We start from the raw sequence: 24,744 nt of genomic DNA, 5'->3' as shown, positions 1-24,744 counted from the left end.
CCCAGGCCGACTCAGCCGAACAAGGGCGTAACGGATCGGGGGAATATGCCCAGATCTCTGGATCCCCGCCTACGCGGGGATGACGGCTTGGGGATGACGGCTGTTGGGGGTAACGGCTCTTGGGGGATGACCGCTATTGAGGAGGCAACGGCTCCCGGCGTGACGTGCAGACCGTCCTGTGCGGGTTCAGTCGAGCGGGGCCACCCGCACCAACAGCACCTCGCCACCGCCTTCGAGCACGTTGCGCAGACGTTCGCTGCCGGCGGCAAGGATCGCGGTGTCGCCGGCTTGCAGCGGCGGCAGGCCGGAGTCGTCGGCGAACCGCGCTTGGCCAGCCAGCAGATGCACCGCCCAGGTCTGGCCCGGCTCGGCGAAGATCACCATCGGCCCGACCAGCGGGCGGTGCCAGAGCTCGGCACGGACCCGGTCGCGGCGCCACATCAGGTTGAAGTCGTGGGTCAGGCCGTCGAGCAGTTCGCCCTGCACCGCGCGTTCGCCGGCGAAACGCAGCTTGTCGTGCGGCGGCAGCAGTTCGTGGACCTCGCCGTCGTCGAAACGCAGGCGCAGGCCGTTGCCGCTGAGCAGGACCAGTTCGCGGTCGATCCCCGGGAACGCCGAGAACGGCGCATCGCGCTCGATCTCGGCGATCGACAGGCGCCAATCCCAGTCCTCGCCGGGGATCGGGCGATCGAGCCCGGCCTCGTTCTGGCGGCTCATGCGCACGATCTCGCGGGTCCAGCCGAACTGGTTGCGCCAGCGTTCGCGGCGGTATTCGTTGGCGGGGATGGACCAGGTCAGGCGGTCGGGCATGGGCGTGGCTGCGGCTGAACGAAGGCGCAGTCTAGTGGTTGGGCCGGGTTGGCCCAAGCGGGATAAAGCCGGGATAAAGCGATCGAACCATGATCGCGCGGCCAAGGGCCGGAAGGCGTCGGGGGGAAGCGGTAGCCAGGGTGTTATGGCCCGGGTCGGGTCGCGGCTTACGCCGCTCCTACAGGGGGCTGGTGCGGGTTGCAGGCTGGATCAAGCGGGCCGGGAGATGGCGGTCGCGGCTTGTGACCGAAGGAAATCCAGTAGGACGCCGCTCCTACCCCGAAAATCCGAAGCCCGAAGCCCTTCCCGACTCCCGACTCCCGACTCCCGAATCCCGACTCCCGAATCCCGAATCCCGAATCCCGAACAAGGGTGTGCCCCGCCGCAGATCCCTCTGGGGCGGGGCAACGTACTTCCGTGTCCAGGGACCTCCCCCCGAATCCTTTCGGGCTTCCTTGCCCGATTAGCTGCCGACCCCGCGTCCTTACGGCATCGGCAGACTTGTTCAGCGCTTGCTGGCAGCGCGCGGGGCCGCGATGGCTCCGGCGGTGTTGGTCGGGCGGACCTGAGCGGCGCCGCCGACCACGATGCGTTCGCGATTCTTTTCGACCGTCTTCAGACCGATTCCCTTGACCAGGGCCAGCTGCTCGACGCTGCGGAAGGCCCCGTTGGCCTTGCGGTAAGCGACGATGGCTTCGGCCTTGGAGGCCCCGATGTTGAGCAGTACGCGGTCCAACGTGGCCGCGTCGGCGCTGTTGATATTGACCTTTTCCGAGGCGAAGGCACTGCCGGCGAGCATCAGCGACAGGACCAGCGACTTTGCGATGAGGGCAAACGATTTCATGGTTAAAGCTCCTGAGAGTGGATTCCGTTCCTGGCCGGCGGCCTTACGTCCTTGAGTCCTTGTGTCCGCCGGTGGAGACAGTCTCCATGTCTCGACCGGCACAGGTTATCGCCGCAGACGCCTGTGCGAAGCCGGGGGATGCCGCAGCGCAGGGTAGGAAAAGTCCTACACGGCCCTGGAGGCGTAAAATGCCCCCTTCCCCGCTCCAGAGGTCCGTCAATGGACGCCAGCAAGGTCGATCGCTACGTCAGCGAGAAGTGGGACGACGAAATCGTCCCGCAACTGGTCGAATACATCCGCATCCCCAACAAGTCGCCGATGTTCGACGCCGACTGGGTCCAGCACGGCTACATGGACGATGCCGTCAAGCTCATGGAGACCTGGGCCCGCGCCCAGTCGATCCCGGGCATGCAGGTCGAGGTGGTGCGCCTGGAAGGCCGTACGCCGTTGATCTTCATCGATATTCCGGCGGCCCACGGAGGCAGCGACGCGGATTGCGTGCTGCTCTACGGCCACCTCGACAAGCAGCCGGAGATGACCGGCTGGGACGACGACCTGGGCCCGTGGAAGCCGGTGATCAAGGGCGACAAGCTCTACGGCCGCGGCGGCGCCGACGACGGCTACGCCATCTTCGGCTCGCTGGCGGCGATCCTGGCCCTGCAGGAACAACAGCAGCCGCACGCGCGCTGCGTGATCCTGATCGAGGCCTGCGAAGAGTCCGGCAGCTACGACCTGCCCGCCTACGTCGATCACCTGGCCGACCGCATCGGCAAGCCCTCGTTGGTGGTCTGCCTGGACTCGGGTTGCGGCAACTACGATCAGTTGTGGTGCACGACTTCGCTGCGCGGCCTGGCCGGCGGCAACTTCACCGTCAAGGTGCTCAGCGAAGGCGTGCATTCGGGCGACGCCTCCGGCGTGGTGCCGTCGAGCTTCCGCCTGCTGCGCCAGCTGCTGTCGCGCCTGGAAGACGAGAGTAACGGCAAGATCCTGATCGAAGGCCTGTACGTCGACGTGCCGCCCGAGCGCCGGGAGCAGGCGCGCCAGGCCGCCAAGGTGCTCGGCACCGCGGTCTACGACAAGTTCCCGCTGTTGCCCGGCATGCAACCGATGTTCAAGGAGAACGCGCCAGACGACCTGGCCGAGTTGGTGCTCAACCGCACCTGGCGCCCGGCCTTGTCGGTCACCGGCGTCGACGGCATGCCGGCGCTGGCCTCGGCCGGCAACGTGCTGCGCCCGCACACCTCGGTGAAGCTGTCGCTGCGTTTGCCGCCGACCCTCGACGGTAAGCGCGCCGGCGAGTTGCTCAAGGAAGTGCTGCTGCGCGATCCGCCGAACGGCGCCCAGGTGACCCTGGAACTGGAGAAGTCGTCGAGCGGTTGGAACGCCCCGGCGATGTCGTCGTGGCTGTCGAACGCGATCGACGCATCGAGCCGCGAATTCTTCGGCCAGCCGGCGATGTACATGGGCGAAGGCGGCTCGATTCCGTTCATGGGCATGCTCGGCGAGAAATTCCCGGGCGCGCAGTTCATGATCACCGGCGTGCTCGGCCCGCATTCCAACGCGCACGGCCCGAACGAGTTCCTGCACATCCCGATGGGCAAGCGGGTGACCGCCTGCGTCGCCCGCGTGGTCGCCGAGCATCACCTGGCGAGCCAGCGCGGCGAGACCACCGGCGTGGCCGCGGTGGCCGACAGCGGCGATCGGCATGGAGATCACGGCTGCTGCTGATTTTTGCGGCTAGCCAATGGTGAAAGGAAACGGGCCTTCGGGCCCGTTTTCTGTTTGGGCGCGAGTTACGAGCGACGAGCGTTTGTGCGCTTCGAGCGATGACGCTGGACCGGCGTTTTCTGCGCGTTCCGTGGCCGCGGCTTGCGCCGCTCCTACCCCTTGCCTGTGTTGCCCTTGGGTAGGAGCGGCGCAAGCCGCGACCGCATTCCTGCACGACGCGACGCCTGTCTGGGCTTGCTGCGTCCGGCTGATGCGGTGGATGTTTGACCACTTCGATCGACGGCGTGGGACAGGAGCTTTCTGCGCGCCCGCGGTCGCGGCTCACGCCGCTCCTACAAGGAGACGACGCCGGCCTATGTAAGAGCGGCGTAAGCCGCGACCTCGATGTCGCACGAAGCGATGCCGATCGAGGCGGGTCGCGCCGGTACGAGAGCCGGTTCCGTGCCGTCTCTGCCGGGCGTGCCAGCCCACCCGCCCCGCCCTCACGCCGCGGCGACATTGACGGCCACATGCTCCAGCCGCGTCACCCACCATCCCCAGGAGGGCAAGCCCATGCTAGGCGGCATCTTTTACACGATCATCATCGGCGCGGTCATCGGTGTCCTCGCGCGCTTCTTCAAGCCCGGCGCCGATCCGATGGGCTGGATACTCACCATCCTGCTCGGCATCGCCGGCGCCTACATCGGCAGCCTGCTCTATGCCGGCGGCGGGCTGATCGGTCTGATCGTCTCGGTCATCTGCGCCATCGTGCTGCTGTTCCTGTACGAGATGATCCGAAGCAAGACCTCCAAACCCTGAGGCGTCCGCGGCATTGCGCTTCGCTGAAAACAGAACACCCCGGCTCAGGCCGGGGTGTTTCGTTTCGGACATGGAGGCAGCCTGCGCTGCGCCGGACGGCCGCGTCGCAGACGCTCAATCGCGCAGGTAATCGATCACCCGCTGCGCCAAGGCCTGGGCATCGTGTTCGAGGGTATCCAACTGCAGCTCCGCCGCCTCCGGCGCTTCGTACGGCGAATCGATGCCGGTGAAGTTCGGGATCTTGCCGGCGCGGGCCTTCGCGTACAGGCCCTTGACGTCGCGGCGCTCGGCCTCGGCGAGCGGGGTGTCGACGAAGACTTCGACGAATTCGCCGTCCTCGAACAACTCGCGCGCGAGCCGGCGTTCGGCGCGGAACGGCGAGATGAAGCTCACCAGCACGATCAGGCCGGCGTCGGTCATCAGCTTGGCGACTTCGGCGACGCGGCGGATGTTCTCGACCCGGTCTTCGTCGGTGAAGCCGAGGTCCTTGTTGAGGCCATGCCGCACGTTGTCTCCGTCGAGCACGAAGCTGTGGTGGCCGAGCGCATGCAGTTGCTTGTCGACCAGGTTGGCGATGGTCGACTTGCCCGAACCCGACAAACCGGTGAACCACACGCAACGCGGCTTCTGGTGCTTGCTGCGCGCACGTGCGGCCTTGTCGACGTCGACCGGCTGCCAATGGATGTTGCCGGCGCGGCGCAGGGCGAAATCCACGGTGCCGGCGGCGACGGTGGCGTGGCTCTGGCGGTCGATCAGGATGAAGCTGCCGAGTTCGCGGTTGTCGAGATAGGCCTCGAATGCGATCGGCTGATCGAGGCTCAGATTGCAGTAGGCGACCTCGTTGAGTTCGAGGTGCTTGGCCGCGAGCTGGGCCTGGCTGTTGACGTCGACCTTGTGCTTGATCTCGGTGATGCTGGCGCTGACCGTGCGCGCGCCGATCTTCAGCCAGTACGAGCGGCCCGGCAGCAGCGGCTGGGTGTCCATCCACAGCAGATGCACGGCGAACTGGTCGGCCACCTGCGCAGGCTGCGCGGCGTTGGCGATGACGTCGCCACGGCTGATGTCGAGTTCGTCGGTGAGCGTCAGGGTGACCGCCTGGCCGGCACCGGCGACCTTGAGATCGCCGTCGGCGGTGACGATGCGCTGCACCTGCGAGCGGCGGCCCGACGGCAGTGCGACGATTTCGTCGCCGGGCCGCACCGTGCCGGCGGCAATGGTGCCGGCGAAACCGCGGAAATCCTGGTTCGGGCGGTTGACCCATTGCACCGGCAGGCGGAAGCCGAGTTCGGCCGCGCTGCGTTCGGTGTCGACCGATTCCAGATGCTCAAGCACGCTCGGGCCGTGGTACCACGGCGTCTGCGCCGAGCGTTCGGTGAGGTTGTGGCCGTGCAAGGCCGACAAGGGCACGGCGGTGACGTGTTCGATGCCGAGCTGGGCGGCGAGCTCGCGGTATTCACCGGCGATGCGCTCGAACACGGCCTGGTCGAAGTCGACCAGGTCCATCTTGTTGACCGCTAGCAGCACGTGGCGGATGCCGAGCAAAGACACGATATAGCTGTGCCGGCGCGTCTGCGTCAGCAGGCCCTTGCGCGCATCGACCAGCACCACCGCCAATGCGGCGGTCGAGGCGCCGGTCGCCATGTTGCGGGTGTACTGCTCGTGGCCCGGGCAGTCGGCGACGATGAACTTGCGCTTCTCGGTGCCGAAGAAACGGTAGGCAACGTCGATGGTGATGCCTTGCTCGCGCTCGGCGGCCAGCCCGTCGACCAGCAGGGCGAAATCGATCTCGCCGTTTTGGGTGCCGTGGCGGCGGCTGTCGGCATCGAGCGCCGCCAGTTGGTCGTCGAACAGCAGGCGGGTGTCGTGCAGCAGGCGCCCGATCAGGGTGCTCTTGCCGTCGTCGACACTGCCGCAGGTGATGAAGCGCAGCAGGCTCTTATGCTCGTGCTGCTGCAGGTAGCCGGCGATGTTGTCATCGACGGGATCGGAGATTCGGAATTGGGGATTCGCAAAAGCCACCACGCTGCCCGTCGTCTCCGACGCTTCCACGTCGCCACGTTCCACCTGCTCCAACCCAGTCTGTTCCACTCCAGCCTGCCGACTCGCGAATCCCGGCTTCATCAGAAGTAACCCTCTTGTTTCTTGCGTTCCATCGAAGCGGAGGGGTCGTGGTCGATCACCCGCCCCTGGCGCTCGGAGGTGGTCGCAACCAGCATCTCGGCGATGATCGCTTCGAGCGTGTCGGCCTCGGACTCGATCGCACCGGTCAGCGGGTAGCAGCCGAGCGTGCGGAAACGCACCTTGCGGGTCTGCGGCACTTCGCCGTCGCGCAGCGGCAGGCGCTCGTCGTCGACCAGGATCAGGCTGCCGTCGCGTTCCACCACCGGGCGTTCGGCGGCGAAATACAGCGACGGCACCGGGATCTTCTCGCGATAGATGTACAGCCAGACGTCGAGTTCGGTCCAGTTCGAGATCGGAAACACACGTACGCTCTCGCCGGCATGGATGCGGGTGTTGAACAACGACCACAGCTCCGGGCGCTGGTTCTTCGGGTCCCAGCGATGCTGTGGATTGCGGAACGAGAAGATCCGTTCCTTGGCGCGCGACTTCTCTTCGTCGCGGCGCGCGCCGCCGATCGCGGCGTCGAACTTGTTCCAGTCCAGCGCCTGCTTGAGGCCCTGGGTCTTCATCACATCGGTATGCACGCTGGCGCCGTGGCTGACCGGGCCGATGCCCTGGGCCAGGCCGTCGGGGTTGATGTGCACGCGCAGGTCGACGCCGGTCTCGCTGGCGCGGCGATCGCGGAAGGCGATCATCTCGCCGAACTTCCAGCCGGTGTCGACGTGCAGCAACGGAATCGGCGGGCGCGCCGGGTAGAAGGCCTTGAGCAACAGGTGCAGCAGCACTGAGCTGTCCTTGCCGACCGAGTACAGCATCACCGGGTTGCGGAACTCCGAGGCCACCTCGCGCAGGATGTGGATGCTTTCGGCCTCGAGCCGGTCCAGATGACTCAACGCCCGCGCGGACAACGGCGGCGGCGGAGCGGACAGCGGCGGGCTCAGGTCGGGTGACGCACTCATTCGGAGGGACTCATCAAGGCGGCAGGTATCGAAAAGGGCGGACTGGACGATATTCGCCACCCGGGTTTCCGGCCGCGGCGCCCCGCCGGAAGGGGGTGTCGGGGCGGACGGACCAGGGGTTTCGGACCGTCCAAGCCTAGCCGGACCGGCGGCTGAGCTTGCGGCCATTAGAATTCCCCCGGTTTCGGGGAGGAAATAAGCGCCGGGCATGAGCGCATTACCGAGCATCCTTTCCGCGGCCCGGGAGCCGCTCGTAGCCTGCAGTCTCCCGAAGTCAGAAGCCGACCGCCGTGCCCGCCGCCGCCCTGTCCGCTCCAGCCCTGTCCGCTCCGCCCTCGCTGGCCACTCCGCTGCCCGCGGACCGGCTCGATTCGCTCGTCCGCCTCACCGAAGGCCTGGACCACAACAGCCTGTGGTGGCTGTCGGGCTATGCCGCCGGCCTGGCCCGCGCCGGCGCCGGCAACGTCGCCACTCTCGCGATTCCGGCCGCGACCCCCGCGGTCGCCGCGCCGGAGGCCCGCGCCAGCGAGCGTCTGAGCATCGTCTACGGCAGCCAGACCGGCAACGCCAAGCGCCTGGCCGAACAGCTCGCCGGCCAGGCCGAGGCCGCCGGTCTCAGCGTGCGCCTGCTGCGCGCCGACGCCTACCCGACCCGCGAACTCAAGAACGAACGCCTACTCTATGTGGTCATCAGCACCCAGGGCGACGGCGATCCGCCGGACGACTCGCGCGGTCTGATCGATTTCATCGCCGGTAAGCGCGCGCCCGAACTCAAGGGGCTCAGCTTCGCCGTGCTCGGCCTCGGCGATTCCAGCTACCCGGATTTCTGCTCGATCGGCCAGAAAGTCGACGCACGCCTCGGCGAACTCGGTGCGACCCGCTTGTTCGCCCGCGGCGACGCCGACCTGGATTTCGAGACCGTCTCCACGCCGTGGCTGCAGCAAGCGCTGAGCCAGGCCAAGGAAGCGCTGAAGCCGGCCGCCACGCATCTGGCCACGGTCACGCCGCTGCGCCCCCTCGCGACCGCGCCGGCCTTCCATCGCGATGCACCGTTCGCCGCCGAGCTGCTGAGCAATCGGCGCCTGATCGCGCGCGGTTCCGACCGGGTGGTGCCGGACAAGGACATCCGCCACATCGAAATCTCGCTGGAAGGCTCGGGCCTGCATTACCAGCCCGGCGACTCGCTCGGCATCTGGCCGCGCAACCCGCCGGCCCTGGTCGAGGCGGTGCTGAGCACGCTTGAGCTCGACGGCAACGCCGGCGTCGAGCACGGCGGCCAGTCGCTGCCGTTGCGGCAGTGGCTCAGCGAGAAGCGCGAACTGACCAAGCTGGCGCGTCCGTTCATCGCCAGCCATGCCGCGCATGCGCGCAGCGACGAACTCAACCGCCTGCTCGCCCCCGACCAGGCCGCCCAGTTCGCCGAACTGCTCGCCAACAGCCAGGTCATCGATCTGCTGCAGCGCTACGACGGCCAGTGGTCGGCCGAGGAACTGGTCGCCGCGCTGCGTCCGCTCACCCCGCGCATGTACTCGATCGCTTCCAGCCAAAAGCTGGTCGGCGACGAAGCCCACCTCACCGTCGCCCATGTCGAGTACCAGAGCGCCGGCGGCACCCGCTGGGGCGCGGCCTCGCACCTGCTCGCCAGCGCCGACGAAGGCGAGCGCCTGCCGGTGTTCATCGAACACAACGAACGCTTCCGCGTGCCCACCGACGGCAGTCGCGACGTGATCATGATCGGCCCGGGCACCGGCGTCGCGCCGTTCCGCGGCTTCGTCCAGGAACGCGTCGCCGACGGCGCCAGCGGCCGCAACTGGCTGCTGTTCGGCAATCCGCACTTCCGCACCGACTTCCTCTACCAAGTCGAATGGCAGGCCGCGTTGAAGGCCGGCCAGTTGCACAAGCTCGACCTGGCGTTCTCGCGCGACCAGGCGCAGAAGGTCTACGTCCAGCACCGCCTCGGCGAACAGGGCCGCGATCTGTACGACTGGCTCGAAGGCGGCGCGCATCTGTACGTCTGCGGCGACGCCTCGCGCATGGCGAAGGACGTGCACGCGGCACTGCTGGCAGCGATCGCCAAGCACGGCGGCAAGGACGAGGAAGGCGCCGAAGACTATCTCAACGAACTGCAGCGACAGGGCCGCTACGCCCGGGACGTTTACTGATGTATTTGTTTCGCCATCGCCATTTCATCGAAACGGGTCGCGCGTCGCAGGCCGACGCATCCGGCTTCGTGTCTACTGCGCTCGACGGATCTGAGGTCGAGGGATCGCTGCTTGCCCCGGCGGCCCGGATGGAACGAGGAAACCACGCCGCCCCGGTAGCGCGCGCCGACAAGAGTGCGTCGCCGGGCCCGGGCCGCGCTCCATTCGGGCTGCATCCGCTGGGTGCCCATGCGCTGCGTTTCGCTGCGACCGCCGGAGCGCCGGCATGAGCGCGCATTCGGTCGAAGACATCAAGCGCTCCAGCGCGCGCCTGCGCGGCAGCCTGCTGGAAAGCCTGGCCGATCCGGTCACCGGCGCCCTGCGCGACGACGACCAGACCCTGATCAAGTACCACGGCAGCTACCAGCAGGACGACCGCGACGTGCGCGAAGAGCGCCGCCTCGCGCGCCTGGAGCCGGCCTACAGCTTCATGATCCGCACCCGCACGCCGGGCGGCGTAGTCACCCCGGAGCAATGGCTCAAGCTCGACGCCATCGCGACGACTTATGCCGAACGCGGCCTGCGCGTCACCACGCGCCAGGCCTTCCAGTTCCATGGCGTGATCAAGACCGAGCTGAAGGCGACCATGCAGTCGATCAACGCCGCCTTGATCGACACCCTGGCCGCCTGCGGCGACGTCAACCGCAACGTCGCCGTCGCCGCCAACCCGCAGGTCTCGGCCTCGCATGCGCAGGTGTTCAAGCAGGCCGCGGCGCTGTCGGAGCACTTGCTGCCGAACACCCGCGCCTATTACGAGATCTGGCTCGACGAAGAACGCGTCGACGGCAGCGGCAGCGAGGACGAGCCGATCTACGGCAACGTCTATCTGCCGCGCAAGTTCAAGATCGGCTTCGCCATTCCGCCCTACAACGACGTCGACGTGTTCGCCCAGGACCTGGGCTATATCGCGATCCTCGCCAAGAACGCCGCCGGCGCCGACGAACTGCTCGGTTACAACGTCACCGTCGGCGGCGGCATGGGCGCGACCCACGGCGATGCCGAAACCTATCCGCGCGTCGCCGACGTGATCGGCTTCGTGACGCCCGACCAGGTCATCGCAGTCGGCGAAGCCGTGGTCACCGCACAACGCGATTTCGGCAACCGCGCCGTGCGCAAGCGTGCCCGTCTCAAGTACACCATCGACGACCGCGGGCTCGCCTGGTTCAAAGCGGAAGTCGAACGCCGTGCCGGGTTCCCTCTCCTCCCGGCACGGCCGTTCGCCTTCCGTCACAACGGCGACCGCTTCGGCTGGGTCGACAGCGAAGCCAGCAACAGTGGCGACGCGCGCGCTCACCTGACCCTGCGCCTGCCGGCCGGGCGCATCGTCGACGGCGCGCTCGACGGCCACGGCCCCGAGCTGACCCACCTCAGCGGCCTGCGCGCGGTCGCGCAGTTGCTCAGCGGCCACGACGGCGCCGAGTTCCGCATGACCCCGAACCAGAACCTGGTGATCGCCGGCGTGCCGTCGGCGCTGCGCGCGCAGGTCGACACGCTGGTCGCTCAGCACGGTCTCGACGCCTATCGCCAGGCCAGCCCGCTGCGCCGCAACGCCCTGGCCTGCGTGTCGCTGCCGACCTGCGGCCTGGCCATGGCCGAAGCCGAGCGTTACCTGCCGGATTTCCTCGGCCACGTCGAAGCCTTACTGGCGAAGCACTCGATCCCGGATGCATCGATCAACCTGCGCATCAGCGGCTGCCCGAACGGTTGCTCGCGCCCCTACCTCGGCGAGATCGCCCTGGTCGGCAAGGCGCCGGGGCGCTACAACCTGATGCTCGGCGCCGACCACCGCGGCCAGCGCCTGAATACCCTGTACCGCGAAAACATCGCCGAGCCGGAGATCCTCGCCGCGCTCGACCCGCTGTTCGCCGCCTATGCGAGCGGACGCAACGACGACGAAGGTTTCGGCGACTACCTGGTGCGCAACCAGGTCGTCTCGATCCCTTATCCCACCCCCACCGGTATACCGATCGCACTGGTTGCAGAGGCCTACGCATGAGCGCTCCGACCGATCCCGTCACCGCCGCCGAATCGCCGCGCGCGCTGGCCGAACTCAACGCCTGGCTGGCGACGCAAAGCGCCGAGCAACGCGTCGCCTGGGCCCTGGAAAACACCGCCGGCGAGCACGCGCTATCGTCGAGCTTCGGCGCCCAGTCGGCGGTGTCCCTGCACATGGTGACCCGGCAGGCGCCGCAGATCCCGGTGATCGTGGTCGACACCGGCTATCTGTTCCCGGAGACCTACCGCTTCATCGACGAACTCGGCGAGCGGCTCCAGCTCAATCTCAAGGTCTATCGCCCGCAGATCGGCGTGGCCTGGATGGAGGCGCGCTTCGGCCGCTTGTGGGAACAGGGCCTGGACGGCATCGAGCGCTACAACCGCCTGCGCAAGGTCGAACCGATGCAGCGCGCGCTCAACGACCTCGGCGTGCGCACCTGGATCGCCGGCCTGCGCCGCAGCCAGTCGGGCAGCCGCGCCAACATCGAGTTCCTGCAGTTGCGCGACGGACGCTGGAAATTGCATCCGCTGGCCGACTGGAGCGACCGCGACATCTGGCAGTACCTGCATACGCACGACCTGCCGTATCACCCGCTGTGGCACGACGGCTACGTCTCTATCGGCGACATCCACACCACGCGCCGGCTCGAACCGGGCATGCGCGATGAAGACACGCGTTTCTTCGGGCTAAAGCGCGAATGCGGCCTGCATTTCGACAGCGAGCCGGTGGCGGAGAATCAGGCGGCTTGATGGCTGCAGGTCGGGTTGCGCGGCGAGCGTAACGGAAAGCAAATCCCCCCTGCCCCCCTTTTTCAAAGGGGGGAATTGCCGGTGGCAGATCGGTCGGAATTGCTTGGCATACGCGCAGCATCACCCGCACACGCAACTCCCTAACGGACTTCCCCCTTTGGAAAAGGGGGACCGAGGGGGATTTGCTCTTCACCCACAGCGACACGCCCGCCGAAGCCCGGCAACGGCTCGCAGACCGCTTACGAACTGATCGGCTGGGTCAGCTCGGTCCAGGTCGGGGCCTTCGGCCACTGCGGTTCCAGGTTGCCTTCGAGCACGCGGCGCAAGTCGCGGCGGTCGATCTGCGGGGCCAGACCGTGCAACAGCTCCAGCGCGTAGTCGCGCAGCACGCGCGCACGCGGAATCACCGCCCAGGTGATGCACTCGGGAAACGCGTCCGGCGCGATCAGCGCCTTCAGGTCGTCGTCGCGCGAGGTCACCGCCATCTCGGCCAACACGCCGACGCCTAGACCCGCGCGCACATAAGTCTTGATCAGATCGGCGTCGCGCGCGGTCATCGCCAGCTGCGGCTCCTGGCCGCCTGCGGTGAAGGCGCGGCGCAGCGAGGATTCCGGGCGGGTCGAGGATTCGTAGCTGATCAGCGGGTGCGCTGCCAGTTCGGCCAACGTCGGCGCGCGATCGAGCTTGGCCAGCGCATGCGTGCGCGGCACCAGCACCACCCGGCGCCAACGGAACAACGGTACGGCGAGCCCGCCCTCGGGCGCGGCGCCTGCAGTGCTGATCACCGCCAGGTCGGCGTTGCCGTGCGACAGGTGCGACAGCACTTCGCCGTCGGCGGCCGCCTGCAAATGCACGCTGACCTGGGGGAAATCGCGTTTGACCTGGGCGATCACCGGCGGCAGCACGTAACGCGCCTGCGTGTGCGTGGTCGACAGCACCAGACGGCCGGCGTGCTGGCCGCGCTCGTTGGCGGCGTAGGCGCGGATGTTGCTGGCTTCTTCGAGAATGCGGCGCGCGTGTTCGAGCACGCGCTCGCCGGCCGGCGCGATCGCTTCCAGGCTGCGGCCCTTGCGCACGAACAACAAAAAACCCAGTTCGTCTTCGAGCTGCTTGAGCTGCTTGGACAAACCCGGCTGGGTCGCGTGGACGCGCTCGGCGGCCAGGGTGATGTTGAGGCCCGAATCGGCGATGGCGACCAGGTAGCGGAGCTGGGTCAGGGTCATGGCGTGGCTATCCGTAAAAGAGGGAGATCGGCGGCGGAATGTCGGCGCAGACGACGGCAACAGCCCGCGCCGTGGCGGACCGGGTCGTGCGGCCGGGACATTCGTTTGCGGATCGCTTCCACGTCTTTATCGCTCTATTCGGATATAACGATTTATAGCGTATTCGGCGTATGGTCGCCTTGTCCAGCCCCCTGCGCGGCCTTCACGGGGCTCATGCCGTGACGGCATGTGCAAAGGCGGCGACGTCATTTCCGGCCCCGGTCCGGGCGCCGTAGGGTCGTCCCATCGTCCCCGGATTGCCGCCCCGCCGCCATGACCAGCCCTCTGTTCCCATTGTTTGCCGACCTGCGCGGACGCACCGTGCTCGTGGTCGGTGGCGGGACGGTGGCGCTGCGCAAGGCGGGTGCACTGCTCGATGCCGGCGCCCGGGTCCGGGTCGGCGCGCCCGAACTGGTCCCGGCCTTGGCGGCTTGGGTCGCCGAGGGCCGCATCGAGCACCTGCCGGGGACCTTCGTGGTCCAGTGGCTGGACGAGACCTGGTTGGCGATCGCCGCGACCGACGATGCCGCGGTCAACCGCGCCGTCGCCGAAGCCGGCGAGGCGCGCCGGGTCTGGGTCAACGTCGTCGACGATGTCGAGGCCTCGAGCTTCCACGTCCCGGCGCGCGTGGTCCGCGGCCCGGTGCAGATCGCGATCTCCAGCGGCGGCGGCGTGCCGATGCTGTCGCGCCATCTGCGCGAAACCCTGGAAACCCAACTCGACGAATCGCTCGGCGCACTCGCGCAGTTGTTGTCGCGCGAACGCGAGCGCATCCGCAAGCACTATCCCGAGCTCGGTGCGCGCCGTCGCTTCTTCGACCGCGTGCTGTCGGGCCCGATTCCCTCGCTGCTGCGCCAGGGCCGCGGCGAAGAAGCGCAACGCGCCTTCGGCGCCGCTCTCGTCGAATCCGACGCCGCCGCCGCGCAAGTCGGCTCGGTCGCGCTGGTCGGTGCCGGCCCCGGCGATCCGGGCCTGCTGACCCTGCGCGGCCTGCGCGTGCTCAACGAGGCCGACGTGATCCTGCACGACCGCCTGGTCAGCCCGCAGGTGCTGCAACTGGCGCGCCGCGACGCCGAGCTGATCGACGTCGGCAAGCCGCTCGCCGGCACCGTGTCGCCGGCCAATCATCACAGCACCCAGGAACGCATCCACGCCCTCATGCTCGAACACGCCCGCGCCGGCAAGCGCGTGGTGCGGCTCAAGGGCGGCGACCCGTTCGTGTTCGGGCGCGGCGGCGAAGAACTCGAAGTGCTGCGCGACCACGGCATCGCCTTCGAAGTCGTGCCCGGCATCACCGCCGCGCTGGCTTGCGGCGCCTACGCCGGCATTCCGTTGACCCATCGCGAGCATGCGCAATCGCTGCGCCTGGTCACCGCTCATCTGAAGGACGCCAACGACGGCCTCGACTGGCGCGCGCTCGCCCAGGAAAAGCAGACGCTCGCGGTCTACATGGGCGTGTCCGGGCTCGACGTGCTGCGCGACAAACTGATCGAACACGGTCGCGCCGCCAGCACGCCGTTCGCCCTGATCGAAAACGGCTCGCGCCCGGAACAGCGCGTGGTCACCGGCACGCTGGCCGAACTGGCCGAACGTGCGCAAGCGCATCGCGTGCAGTCGCCAGCCTTGCTGATCGTCGGCGAAGTCGCGGCGCTGGCCGAGCGTCTGCACTGGTTCGGCGAGGCGCCGCTGACGCAAGCGCTGGCGCCGGCCGAAACCTACGCCGTAGCCGCCTGACGCCCCTCATTCGCACCCACGCCATGGGAACTCACTCATGCCCCTGTACGACAACATCCTCGACACCATCGGCAACACGCCGATCGTCAAACTGCACCGCATCGCGCCGAAACACGTGACCTTGTACGCGAAGGTCGAATCCTTCAATCCCGGTGGTTCGGTCAAGGACCGTCTGGCCCTGGCGATCGTGCTCGACGCCGAGCGCAGCGGTGCGTTGAAGCCGGGCCAGACCATCGTCGAAGCGACCTCGGGCAACACCGGCATCGCCCTGGCGATGGTCGCCGCCGCCCGCGGCTATCCGTTCGTGGCGGTGATGACCGAAACCTTCTCGATCGAGCGCCGCAAGTTGATGCGCGCTTACGGCGCGAAAGTCATCCTGACCCCGGCCGCCGAACGCGGCACCGGCATGGTCCGCAAGGCCGCCGAGCTGGCCGAGAAACACGGCTGGTTCCTCGCCCGCCAGTTCGACAACCCGGCCAACCCGGCCTATCACCGCAACACCACCGGTCCGGAAATCCTGCGCGACTTCGCCGGCAAGCGGCTCGACTATTTCGTCACCGGCTGGGGCACCGGCGGCACGCTCAGCGGCGCCGGCCAGGTGCTGAAGCTGGCACGCCCCGAGCTGAAGATCGTCACTTCCGAACCCGCCGGCGCTTCGCTGTTGAGCGGCAACGCCTGGCAGCCGCACAAGATCCAGGGCTGGACCCCGGACTTCGTACCGGGCGTACTTGATCGCGGCATCGCCGACGACATCCGTCCGGTCGACGACGTCGTCGCGCGCGACACCGCGCGCCGCCTGGCTGCCGAGGAAGGCGTGTTCGTCGGCATCTCCGCCGGCGCGACCGTCGCCGCCGCCCTGCAGGTCGCCGAACAGGCGCCGGAAGGTTCGGTGCTGCTGGCGATGCTGCCGGACACCGGCGAGCGTTATCTGTCGACCTTCTTGTTCGAAGGCGTGGCCGAAGGCTCCGACGACGAGTGGCTGGCTTCCCTGGATCGGGAGGAGTCGGTCGCGGCTTGAGCAACAGGCGGGGCGGAGCCGAGCGCGGCCCTCTGGCGCGCACGTGCCGCCGCGTCGGGATCGGCTTTCGCGCCGGCCCCGCCCCGCGCTTCTATTCAGTAACCAGCATTAGCGGTAACCGGGCACCCGTAGGGCGGGGCTCACGATGGCGAGACGCCGGAGGCAGCGGTGGCGACTGCATCCGGAAGACGGCGGCGTGGGCTTCGCCCTACATCTTTTGTCCGATGGCGTGGCGAGGAGTCTTGAGCCTTCGCCCCCTCTCAGCATTGCAGTTGCTGCGGTGGCCACCCGCGGGAGAGGGGTTAAAGCTGCCGGGCCGACGCTTCTCCTGCCGGTAATGGAAGACCGCACGGATTCACCCCCGGACCGCGGACGTTTACCCTGTGCGCTTGCGGCACCCGCCGCGCGGAGCAGGCATGACCCAATCCCACCCTACCGATCGCGACCTCGCCCGCCTGGAATGGGCTCGTGCCGCGACCGGCGACGACCGCCTCGAACTCGTACGCGCTTCGTTCGACGCCGGTTTCCGCAGCTACTGGCGCGGCGCGACGACCGCAGCCGGCGCCGACCAAACCACCGTCATCGTCATGGACTCGCCGCCCGAGCTCGAGGACGCGCGCCCCTGGCTGCGCATGCGCGAGGTCCTGCTCGCCGGCGGCGTGCGCGTGCCGGACGTGCGGGCCCAGGATCTCGAACACGGCTTCCTGCTGCTCGAAGACCTCGGCCGCGACACCTATCTGCAAGTGATCGACGACGGCAACGCCGACGCGCTGTTCGACGATGCCTTCACCCAGTTGCTGAAGATCCAGGCCCTGCCCTGCCCCGACGACCTGCCGCCTTACGACGAGGCTTTCCTCGCCCGCGAACTGCGTTTGTTCGACGAATGGTTCCTCGGCCGCCACCTCGGCATCGAGCTGAGCTGCGACGACCTGGAAAAACTCGACCTGGCCTATCGCCGCATTCTCGACAACGTGCTCGCCCAGACCCAGATCTTCGTGCACCGCGACTTCATGCCGCGCAACCTGATGCCGGTGCCCGGCGGGGTGGCGGTGATCGATTTCCAGGGCGCGCTGCGCGGGCCGATCGCCTACGACCCGATCAGCCTGTTCCGCGATGCCTTCCTGAGCTGGCCGGAGACGCGCGTCGACGCCTGGCTCGCGCGCTATCACGCGCGCGCCACCGCCGCCGGCATTCCGTTGCCGGACCTCGCGCGTTTCCGCCGCGACGCCGACTTCGCCGGCCTGCAGCGCCACATCAAGATCCTCGGCCTGTTCGCGCGCCTGCACCATCGCGATGGCAAGCCGAAGTACCTGGCCGACGCGCCGCGTTTTCTCGGTTACCTCGACGTGGTCCTGTCGCGTTACCCGGAGCTCGCACCGCTCGCCGACATCGTCGAACGTTACGTGCGCCCGGCCCTGACCGCGGCCGCTGCGGCCGACCCGGCATGAAAGCGCTGATCTTCGCCGCCGGCCTCGGCGAGCGCATGCGCCCGCTCACCCTGCACACGCCCAAGCCTTTGTTGAGCGTGGGCGGCAAGCGCCTGATCGAATGGCATCTGGAAAAATTCGCCACGCTCGGCATCGATGAGGTCGTGGTCAACACCAGTTGGCTCGCACCGCAGTTCCCCGAGATCCTCGGCGACGGCGCGCGCTGGGGCCTGCGCCTGCGCTATTCCTACGAAGGCGAAACCCCGCTGGAAACCGGCGGCGGCATGCTGCATGCGCTGCAACTGCTGCAGGAAAACGCCGAACCGCAGGCGCCGTTCCTGGTCGCCAACGGCGACATCTGGACCGATTACGACTTCGCCGACCTGCCGCGCGACTTCGATGGCGACGCGCATCTGCTGTTGGTCGACAATCCGCCGCAGCATCCGCAGGGCGACTTCCGCCTCCACGACGGGCGCCTGCACAACCACGGCGAACCGCGCCTGACCTACTCGGGCATCGGCCTGTATCGTGCGTCCCTGTTCGACGGCTGGCGCGAGCGACTCGGCGATGCCGCCGGCGCGCAACTGCAGCCGCCGCGCTTCAGCACCGTGCCCCTGCTGCGCGCCGCCGCCGATGCCGGCCGTTTGAGCGGCTCGCATCATGGCGGCCGCTGGACCGACGTCGGCACGCCCGAGCGCCTGCAGCAACTCGACGCCGCGCTGACCGCGGCGGCGCACGGCTGAACGCAACACACGAATCGATATCGCGCGGCCTGAACCACCGCAGCCACTCACCCCTGCGAACTGGAATCCCATGACCGCCGTAAACCTCACCAAGACCAGCAAGTTCCTCAGCCTGGTGCTGCGCCACGAACCCGAAGCGATCGGCCTGAGCCTCGACGACAACGGCTGGGCCGACCTCGACGAACTGGTCCGCCTGGCCAATGCCGGCGGCAAGCCGGTCACGCGCGCGCTGATCGAGCAAGTCGTGCGCGACAACGACAAGCAGCGCTTCGCGATCAGCGCCGACGGCGCCCGCATCCGCGCCAACCAGGGCCACTCGATCGAGGTCGACCTGGCGCTGACCGCGCTGGAACCGCCGGCCACGCTCTACCACGGCACCGCGACCCGCTTCGCCAAGTCGATCCGCAACCTGGGCCTGGTCAAGCAGAGCCGCCAGCACGTGCATCTTTCCTCCGACGCCGAGACCGCGATCAAGGTCGGCAGCCGTCACGGCAAGGCCCTGGTGTTGTCGGTCCGCGCCGGCGACATGCACGCGCGCGGCCTGAGTTTCTTTCAATCCGAAAACGGCGTCTGGCTGACCGACGCGGTGGCGCCGGAATTCATCGACTGGCCGTCGGAAGGTTGAGCCGATGCTACTGCGCGCGATCCAGGGCGACATCACCACCCTGAGCCTCGACGCGATCGTCAACGCCGCCAATTCTTCCTTGCTCGGTGGTGGCGGCGTCGATGGCGCGATCCACCGCGCGGCCGGCCCGGAGCTGGTGGCCGAGTGCCGCCTGCTGGGCGGCTGCAAGACCGGCGAAGCCAAGCTCACCCGCGGTTATCGATTGCCGGCGCGCCACATCATCCACACCGTCGGCCCGGTCTGGCGCGGCGGCGAGCACGGCGAGCCCGAGCTGTTGGCCGCGTGTTATCGCAATGCGCTGGCGGTGGCGGCGCGGCATGGGCTAGCGAGCATCGCCTTCCCCTGCATCAGCACCGGCATCTTCGGTTACCCCGCCGATGCGGCTGCCAGGATCGCGGTCGAGACGGTGCGGGCGCATGCCGATGCGACGCTCGGCGAAGTGGTGTTTTGTTGTTTCTCCGCAGCGGATCGGGGGTTGTACGAGGCGTTGTTGGGTTGAGCCGTCGGCGCGTGCCGTTGCCGTTGCCGTTGCCGTTGCCGTTGCCGAGATTTTGATCTGCTTTGTCGCTTTGTCGCTTTGCTGCTTTGCCGGTCAACAGTAGACCCGGAGGGCGGCGCACAGGACGTGCGCCGTTTTTCGATAGGACAAGGATGTCCTATCGAAAAATCCCGGCGACAGCATCGCACTCGTGGCCTGTGCCCTTGCAAGGAGAGCCCTTTTCTTTGGTTACCTTTCTTTTGGGCTTAGCAAAAGAAAGTAACCCGGCCGCGTAGCGGACGGAAGCTTTGTACTTGCTTGTGGCTTCTTCAGAAACAAGATCAGGATCAAACGCCTAAAGCTTCCGCCACTAAAGCGGCGGGTAACTTTCTTTTGTCTAAAGCAACAAAAGAAAGTCACCAAAGAAAAGTGCTTTTGCTTTGAATCACAGGCCGGCACGAGCGATGCATACGCGGGGATTTTTCATACGGGACATCCCTGTCCCGATGAAAAACGGCCCGCATCCTTGCGGGCCGCCCTCCGGGTCTTCGATTGCCTTCGCTAGTGCCAAGCCGCGCACAGCAACGGCAACGGCAAGGCAAGGCAAGGCAAGGCAAGGCAAAAGCTCGCACACGCGCTCGCTCAGTCGCGATGCAACTTCGCATGTGATTCAAACGCAACCGCAACCGACAGTGGGTGTCAGGGTCGAGCCGAGAATCCTCGCCAACCAAACCCAACCCTAGGCAGCGCCTACTCCGTCCCCAAGGTCTGCCGCAAGAACGGCACCGTGATCCGCCGCTGCGCCGCGAGCGAGGCGCGATCCAATTTGTCGAGCAAGGCGGTCAAACCGCCGAGGTCGCGGTCGACGCGCTTGAGCAACCAATCCAGCGCCGCTTCGTCCAAGGCCAGGCCGCGGCGCTGGGCGCGTTGGCGCAGCACTTCGCCGCGGCCGGTGTCGTCGAGCGGGGTCAGCACGATGCGGGTGCACTGCGACAGGCGCGAGCGCAGGTCGGGCAGGCTCAACGGAAGTTCGTCGGGGTTGTCGCGCGCGGCATAGATCAACGACGCGCCGGCGGCGCGCGCGCGGTTGTGGGTGTCGAACAGGGCGATTTCGTCGTCGCGGTTGCCGGCGATCGCTTCGATGCCGTCGAGCGCCAGCAGGTCGTTGCCTTCGAGTGCGTACAAGGCATCGCGCAGACGCCCGGCGGCCGCCATCAAGGGCAGATAGGCGGCGCGACGGCCGGCCGATTCGGCGGCGGCGCAGGCGCCCAGCAGCAGGTGGGTCTTGCCCACCCCGGCCGGGCCGGCCAGATACACCCAATCGGCGCCGGTCGGGTCGACGTAGCCGGCGGTCTCCTGGGTCTGGGTGGCCAGGGCGCGCAATTGCGCGATCGCGCCTTCGGGCGCGTCGACATAGGTATCCAAACGCTGGTCCGGCGGATAGCGCAGGGCCAGCGGCAACTGCGGGACGCTCACTGCGTTTCGCGCTCCGCGCGGTCGGCCTGCTCCGCGTTGTCCTTCGCCGTGGGCTCGGCCTTCGGCACCACAGGCACGGTCGCCGGGTCGAGCAGGATGGTCGGGTGGTCGCCTGCATACAGGCGGCTGTGGGTGTAGCGCTCTTGCGCGTAACGCAGCAGCACGTTGGCGACGGCGGCGACCGGCAGGGCCAGCAGCATGCCGAGGAAACCGAACAGGGTGCCGCCGGCGAGCACGGCGAAGATCACCGCGACCGGATGCAGGCCGATGCGGTCGCCGACCAGCTTGGGGGTCAGCCAATAGCTTTCGACGACCTGGCCGACACCGAATACCGCCAGCACGCCGGCCACGTATTTCCAGTCGCCGTACTGCACCAGCGCGGCGATCACGCCGAGGATGATGCCGCTGGCCGGACCGAGGTAGGGCACGAAGGTCAGCAGGCCGGCGATGATGCCGATCAGGATGCCCAGGTCCAGGCCGACCGCCCACAGGCCCAGGCCGTACATCACGCCGAGCGCCAGCATCACCAGGAACTGGCCGCGCAGAAAGGCGCCGAGCACGTCGCTGGACTCCCTGGCCAGGCGGCTCGCCGTGGCAAGGTGGGCGCGCGGGATCAACGAGGCGACGCGCTCGACCAGCACGTCCCAGTCGCGCAGGAAGAAAAAGGTCAGCACCGGCAGCAGGGCGATGTTGGCGATCAGGCCCATGATCGCGAAGCCCGAACGCGACAGATAGCCCAGCAGGGTGGTGGCGACGCCGCCGGCGCGCTCCCAGTTGCTGCGCACCAGCTCGATCAGATGGTTGAGGTCGAGCCAGTTGCTGATCTCGAAACCGCTGCGCTGCTCCAGCCACGGAATCGCGGTGGCGGTGAACCATTCGCGATAGCGCGGCAGCGACACGATCAGGGTCGAGATCTGGCGTTCGATCAGCGGCACCAGCAGCACCAGCACCAGGATCACCAGCAGAGCCATCAACCCGAACACCAGCGACACGGCGACGTTGCGCGAGCGGCCGGTGCGTTCGAGCCGGTCGACCCAGGGGTCGCCGAGCCAGCCCAGCATGGCGGCGATCACGAACGGCGTCAGCACTGGCGCGAGCACCCACAGCAGCCAACAGGCGCCGACGCCGAGCGCCGTCCATTGCAGGCGGCGCAGGAACAGGGCGATGTCTTCCAACGGGGCGCGGTCCATGCGTCAGTGCAGCCGGTACACGGGCGGCTGACCTTCAAGGCCTTCCAGCGCTTCGAGGGTATCGCCGCTGTCGGCCATGCGCTTCAGGCCGGACAGGCCGGAGATCAGGTCGAGATCGAACTCGACGCTGTCGGGCGTAGCGCGCACCGGGGTCATCTTGCGGATCACCGCCAGACCCTGCAGGTAGCCGGACAGGCGGATGTAGTCGTCGGCGCTGTGCAGGTTGGTGAACACCACCCGGTAGACGCCGGCCGGACCGGCCGCGCTGCGCTTGGCGTAGCGCTTCATCAGCGCGTCGGCCGCGCCGTCGGCGCCGCCGGCCATGACCTTGCGTGCGTCGGGATCGGTGTTGGACCAGCTGTTGAGCACCTTGCCGCCGTCGACGAAGGTCCAATCGCCCTTCCAGCCGCCGGTCTTGACCCGGTAGACCTTGCCGATCAGCTGCATCGGCGGGCTGTAGCGCGACGAGGCGCGGGCCACCGCCGCGGCGTCGCCGCGCCAGATGGCGCCGACGCTGGCTTGTTCGGCGGCGTTGCCGCTCGGCAGGCCGAGGCGGTAGCCGCGGTCGATGGCGCGGTTCAGCGCCGAACGCGCGGCGTTGACCTGCGGCAGACCGACCAGGCGCGGGCCGCTACCGTCGTCGATCGCCATCCACAGCACCGGCTTGGGACGCGGCTGCGGCCAGATCGGCAGGCCGAGGGTCGAGGCCAGGGTCTCGACCTTGGTCTGATCGAAATTGACCACCAGGGTGGTCTGGAAGGTCGGCGCGCCGGTCGAGCGCGACACGCCCTCGTCCTGACGGTAGTCGTAGCCGGTGACGTAGTCCTTGGCCCGGCGCAGTTCCTGGCCGACGCCCGGCCGGCTGGCCGCGGCGCGGTCGCCGGACATCTTGCCCAGCACCTGGGCCAGGGCACGCGCCATGGCGCCGTTGCGCTCGGCTTCGCCCTGGCCGTTGACCTGGACCTCGGCCGAGAACGGACCCGCCGCCTCGGCGCGGTCGCCCTCGACGCGCTGCGCGGCGGCGGCAAAGCTCGCCAGCATCAGCGCTGCGACCACAAAACTCCGGATTGCCCGAACCATCGCCATCCTTAACTGTATGTAGAAAAACCGGCGTCCCGCCCGCCGTTCCAGTCGCGAGCCGGGCTGCGGGCCCGGCATCGTAGCGCTGGACCCACCACCGCGGGCGAAGGCCGTGCCCTCGCCCACCCTCGCCTCCTGCTTCGGTCCGGCGGTCGCGGGTGCGCTCCGCCAACGGTGCTCAAGGTCCGAAATGTTGCCGTAGTGGCGCCGGCACGTCCATTCGCGCGCCTGAACGGACCGGTTCAGGCAACGCCCGCCGGAACCTTGGTGGAGGCCATGCCTAGCCTCGGCGGAGGCCCTGCCTAGCCTCGGCGGAGGCCTAGCGCAGCCTCGGCGGAGGCTCTGCGCGGCCCGGCTGCAGGGCAAACCGGTTCGGACGCCCCATGGCTGCTAAAATCCCACGTTTCCTTCCGCGACCGCCGGGGCCGCCGTGACCGCATCTCCTTCCGACACCTCCCCCAAGCCGCTGACCTACCGCGACGCGGGCGTCGACATCGACGCCGGCAACCAGGTCGTCGAACGCATCAAGCCCTTGGTCAAGCGCAGCTTCCGTCCCGAGGTGATGGGCGGCCTGGGCGGCTTCGGCGCCCTGTTCGATCTGTCCGGCAAGTACCGCGAGCCGGTTCTGGTCTCGGGCACGGACGGCGTCGGCACCAAGCTCAAGCTCGCCCAGCAGCTCAACCGCCACGACACCATCGGCATCGACCTGGTCGGCATGTGCGTCAACGACGTGCTGGTGCAGGGCGCCGAGCCGCTGTTCTTCCTCGACTACTTCGCCACCGGCAAGCTCGATGTCGACACCACCGTGGCCGTGGTCGGCGGCATCGCCAAGGGCTGCGAGCTCGCCGGCTGCGCCCTGATCGGCGGCGAGACCGCGGAAATGCCCGACATGTACCCGCCGGGCGAATACGACCTGGCCGGTTTCACCGTCGGCGCGGTCGAGAAGTCGCAGTTGCTCGACGGCGCGCGCGTGCGCCGCGGCGACGTGCTGATCGGCATCGCCTCGAGCGGCCCGCACTCCAACGGTTACTCGCTGATCCGCCGCATCTTCGATCGCGCCGGCCGTCCGGGCGACGTCGCCGTCGGCGGCGTGCGCCTGATCGACGCGCTGATGGAACCGACCGCGCTGTACGTCAAGCCGGTGCTGGAACTGCTGCGCGCCAACGGCGGCGAACACCGCATCCACGCCATGGCCCACATCACCGGCGGCGGCCTGACCGAAAACATCATCCGCGTGATTCCCGACGGCCTCGGCCTGGACATCCGCACCGCCACCTGGACCCTGCCGCCGGTGTTCGACTGGCTGCAGCGCGAAGGCGCGGTGCCGCGCGAGGAAATGTGGCGCACCTTCAACTGCGGCATCGGCTTCGTGCTGGTGGTGCCGGACGAGGCGGTCGCCGCGACCGAAGCCGACCTGGCACGCCTGGGCCTGGCGCACTGGCGCATCGGCGAGGTGGTCGCTCATTCCGAAGGCGAGCGCGTGCACATCGGCTGAGCCGCGCACG

At 68.1% G+C, this 24,744-nt stretch carries 20 protein-coding genes; 12 read left to right on the top strand and 8 right to left on the bottom strand.

The window, feature by feature from the left end; all coding sequences use genetic code 11:
* Positions 1-186: 186 nt before the first annotated feature.
* Together LC490_RS08745 and LC490_RS08740 are read right to left on the bottom strand one after the other, a co-directional pair.
* A complete protein-coding gene (locus LC490_RS08745; protein ID WP_057970724.1) occupies positions 187-810 on the bottom strand; it encodes a HutD family protein in 624 nt (207 codons plus the stop codon).
* Between the two features lie 505 nt (positions 811-1,315).
* On the bottom strand, positions 1,316-1,654 hold the full coding sequence (locus LC490_RS08740; protein WP_036149553.1) for a ComEA family DNA-binding protein: 339 nt from the start codon (positions 1,652-1,654) through the stop codon (positions 1,316-1,318).
* Positions 1,655-1,873: 219 nt separating this feature from the next.
* Here LC490_RS08740 and LC490_RS08735 point away from each other — a divergent pair, with 219 nt between their 5' ends.
* Together LC490_RS08735 and LC490_RS08730 are read left to right on the top strand one after the other, a co-directional pair.
* Positions 1,874-3,382, top strand: a complete 1,509-nt coding sequence (locus LC490_RS08735; protein ID WP_223619914.1) for a M20 family metallopeptidase — start codon at positions 1,874-1,876, stop codon at positions 3,380-3,382.
* Between the two features lie 552 nt (positions 3,383-3,934).
* Positions 3,935-4,180, top strand: coding sequence for a GlsB/YeaQ/YmgE family stress response membrane protein (locus LC490_RS08730; protein ID WP_031373682.1), 246 nt, complete (start codon positions 3,935-3,937; stop codon positions 4,178-4,180).
* 114 nt (positions 4,181-4,294) lie between these two features.
* On the opposite strand, the gene cysN is transcribed toward LC490_RS08730, so the two are convergent.
* Complete coding sequence (cysN, locus tag LC490_RS08725; RefSeq protein ID WP_343223009.1) at positions 4,295-6,229, bottom strand: sulfate adenylyltransferase subunit CysN; 1,935 nt, start codon at positions 6,227-6,229, stop codon at positions 4,295-4,297.
* A 71-nt stretch (positions 6,230-6,300) separates the two neighbouring features.
* On the bottom strand, positions 6,301-7,209 hold the full coding sequence (gene cysD, locus LC490_RS08720; RefSeq protein ID WP_031373684.1) for a sulfate adenylyltransferase subunit CysD: 909 nt from the start codon (positions 7,207-7,209) through the stop codon (positions 6,301-6,303).
* A gap of 356 nt (positions 7,210-7,565) precedes the next feature.
* Between cysD and LC490_RS08715 the strand changes: the two genes are divergently transcribed.
* From LC490_RS08715 to LC490_RS08705, 3 genes are all read left to right on the top strand, one after another.
* Positions 7,566-9,422 carry an assimilatory sulfite reductase (NADPH) flavoprotein subunit gene (locus LC490_RS08715; RefSeq protein ID WP_031373685.1) on the top strand — a complete coding sequence of 619 codons (1,857 nt, stop codon included), beginning with the start codon at positions 7,566-7,568 and terminating at the stop codon, positions 9,420-9,422.
* A gap of 265 nt (positions 9,423-9,687) precedes the next feature.
* A complete protein-coding gene (cysI, locus tag LC490_RS08710; protein WP_223619913.1) occupies positions 9,688-11,457 on the top strand; it encodes an assimilatory sulfite reductase (NADPH) hemoprotein subunit in 1,770 nt (589 codons plus the stop codon).
* Positions 11,454-12,206 (top strand): phosphoadenylyl-sulfate reductase, encoded by a 753-nt coding sequence (locus tag LC490_RS08705; protein ID WP_031373687.1) that lies wholly within the window; start codon positions 11,454-11,456, stop codon positions 12,204-12,206. The genes cysI and LC490_RS08705 overlap by 4 nt, the downstream gene beginning before the upstream one ends.
* Positions 12,207-12,445: 239 nt before the next feature.
* Here LC490_RS08705 and LC490_RS08700 read toward each other — a convergent pair whose 3' ends face one another.
* Complete coding sequence (locus LC490_RS08700) at positions 12,446-13,429, bottom strand: LysR family transcriptional regulator (protein WP_223619912.1); 984 nt, start codon at positions 13,427-13,429, stop codon at positions 12,446-12,448.
* 312 nt (positions 13,430-13,741) lie between these two features.
* Here LC490_RS08700 and cysG point away from each other — a divergent pair, with 312 nt between their 5' ends.
* From cysG to LC490_RS08670, 6 genes are all read left to right on the top strand, one after another.
* The gene (gene cysG, locus LC490_RS08695) at positions 13,742-15,202 is read left to right on the top strand and encodes a siroheme synthase CysG (protein ID WP_031373689.1); all 1,461 of its coding nucleotides are present in this window, start codon (positions 13,742-13,744) and stop codon (positions 15,200-15,202) included.
* A gap of 37 nt (positions 15,203-15,239) precedes the next feature.
* The gene (cysK, locus tag LC490_RS08690) at positions 15,240-16,220 is read left to right on the top strand and encodes a cysteine synthase A (protein ID WP_223619911.1); all 981 of its coding nucleotides are present in this window, start codon (positions 15,240-15,242) and stop codon (positions 16,218-16,220) included.
* Between the two features lie 416 nt (positions 16,221-16,636).
* A complete protein-coding gene (locus LC490_RS08685; RefSeq protein WP_223619910.1) occupies positions 16,637-17,668 on the top strand; it encodes a phosphotransferase in 1,032 nt (343 codons plus the stop codon).
* A complete protein-coding gene (murU, locus tag LC490_RS08680) occupies positions 17,665-18,390 on the top strand; it encodes an N-acetylmuramate alpha-1-phosphate uridylyltransferase MurU (protein ID WP_223619909.1) in 726 nt (241 codons plus the stop codon). Before LC490_RS08685 ends, murU begins: the two co-directional genes overlap by 4 nt.
* 70 nt (positions 18,391-18,460) lie before the next feature.
* Positions 18,461-19,015 carry an RNA 2'-phosphotransferase gene (locus tag LC490_RS08675; RefSeq protein WP_031373693.1) on the top strand — a complete coding sequence of 185 codons (555 nt, stop codon included), beginning with the start codon at positions 18,461-18,463 and terminating at the stop codon, positions 19,013-19,015.
* Positions 19,016-19,019: 4 nt separating this feature from the next.
* Positions 19,020-19,514: an O-acetyl-ADP-ribose deacetylase gene (locus LC490_RS08670; RefSeq protein WP_223619908.1), complete on the top strand. Its 495-nt coding sequence runs from the start codon at positions 19,020-19,022 to the stop codon at positions 19,512-19,514.
* Between the two features lie 729 nt (positions 19,515-20,243).
* Here the strand turns inward: LC490_RS08670 and hda are convergent.
* The 3 genes from hda to LC490_RS08655 are packed head-to-tail and all read right to left on the bottom strand — an operon-like array spanning position 20,244 to position 23,239.
* Positions 20,244-20,969: a DnaA regulatory inactivator Hda gene (hda, locus tag LC490_RS08665; RefSeq protein ID WP_223619907.1), complete on the bottom strand. Its 726-nt coding sequence runs from the start codon at positions 20,967-20,969 to the stop codon at positions 20,244-20,246.
* Entirely contained in the window at positions 20,966-22,159 is a 1,194-nt protein-coding gene (locus LC490_RS08660; RefSeq protein WP_051884527.1) for an AI-2E family transporter, read from the bottom strand. Before LC490_RS08660 ends, hda begins: the two co-directional genes overlap by 4 nt.
* 3 nt (positions 22,160-22,162) lie before the next feature.
* The gene (locus tag LC490_RS08655) at positions 22,163-23,239 is read right to left on the bottom strand and encodes a DUF2066 domain-containing protein (protein WP_343223008.1); all 1,077 of its coding nucleotides are present in this window, start codon (positions 23,237-23,239) and stop codon (positions 22,163-22,165) included.
* A gap of 430 nt (positions 23,240-23,669) precedes the next feature.
* Here LC490_RS08655 and purM point away from each other — a divergent pair, with 430 nt between their 5' ends.
* The gene (gene purM, locus LC490_RS08650) at positions 23,670-24,734 is read left to right on the top strand and encodes a phosphoribosylformylglycinamidine cyclo-ligase (RefSeq protein ID WP_223619906.1); all 1,065 of its coding nucleotides are present in this window, start codon (positions 23,670-23,672) and stop codon (positions 24,732-24,734) included.
* Positions 24,735-24,744: the final 10 nt, after the last annotated feature.

This window comes from Lysobacter sp. ESA13C (assembly GCF_019970005.1).
In the GTDB taxonomy this organism is placed as follows: domain Bacteria; phylum Pseudomonadota; class Gammaproteobacteria; order Xanthomonadales; family Xanthomonadaceae; genus Lysobacter; species Lysobacter antibioticus_B.
Note: the sequence above shows the minus strand (reverse complement) of the source record. Positions and strands in the feature narration are given on the sequence as shown.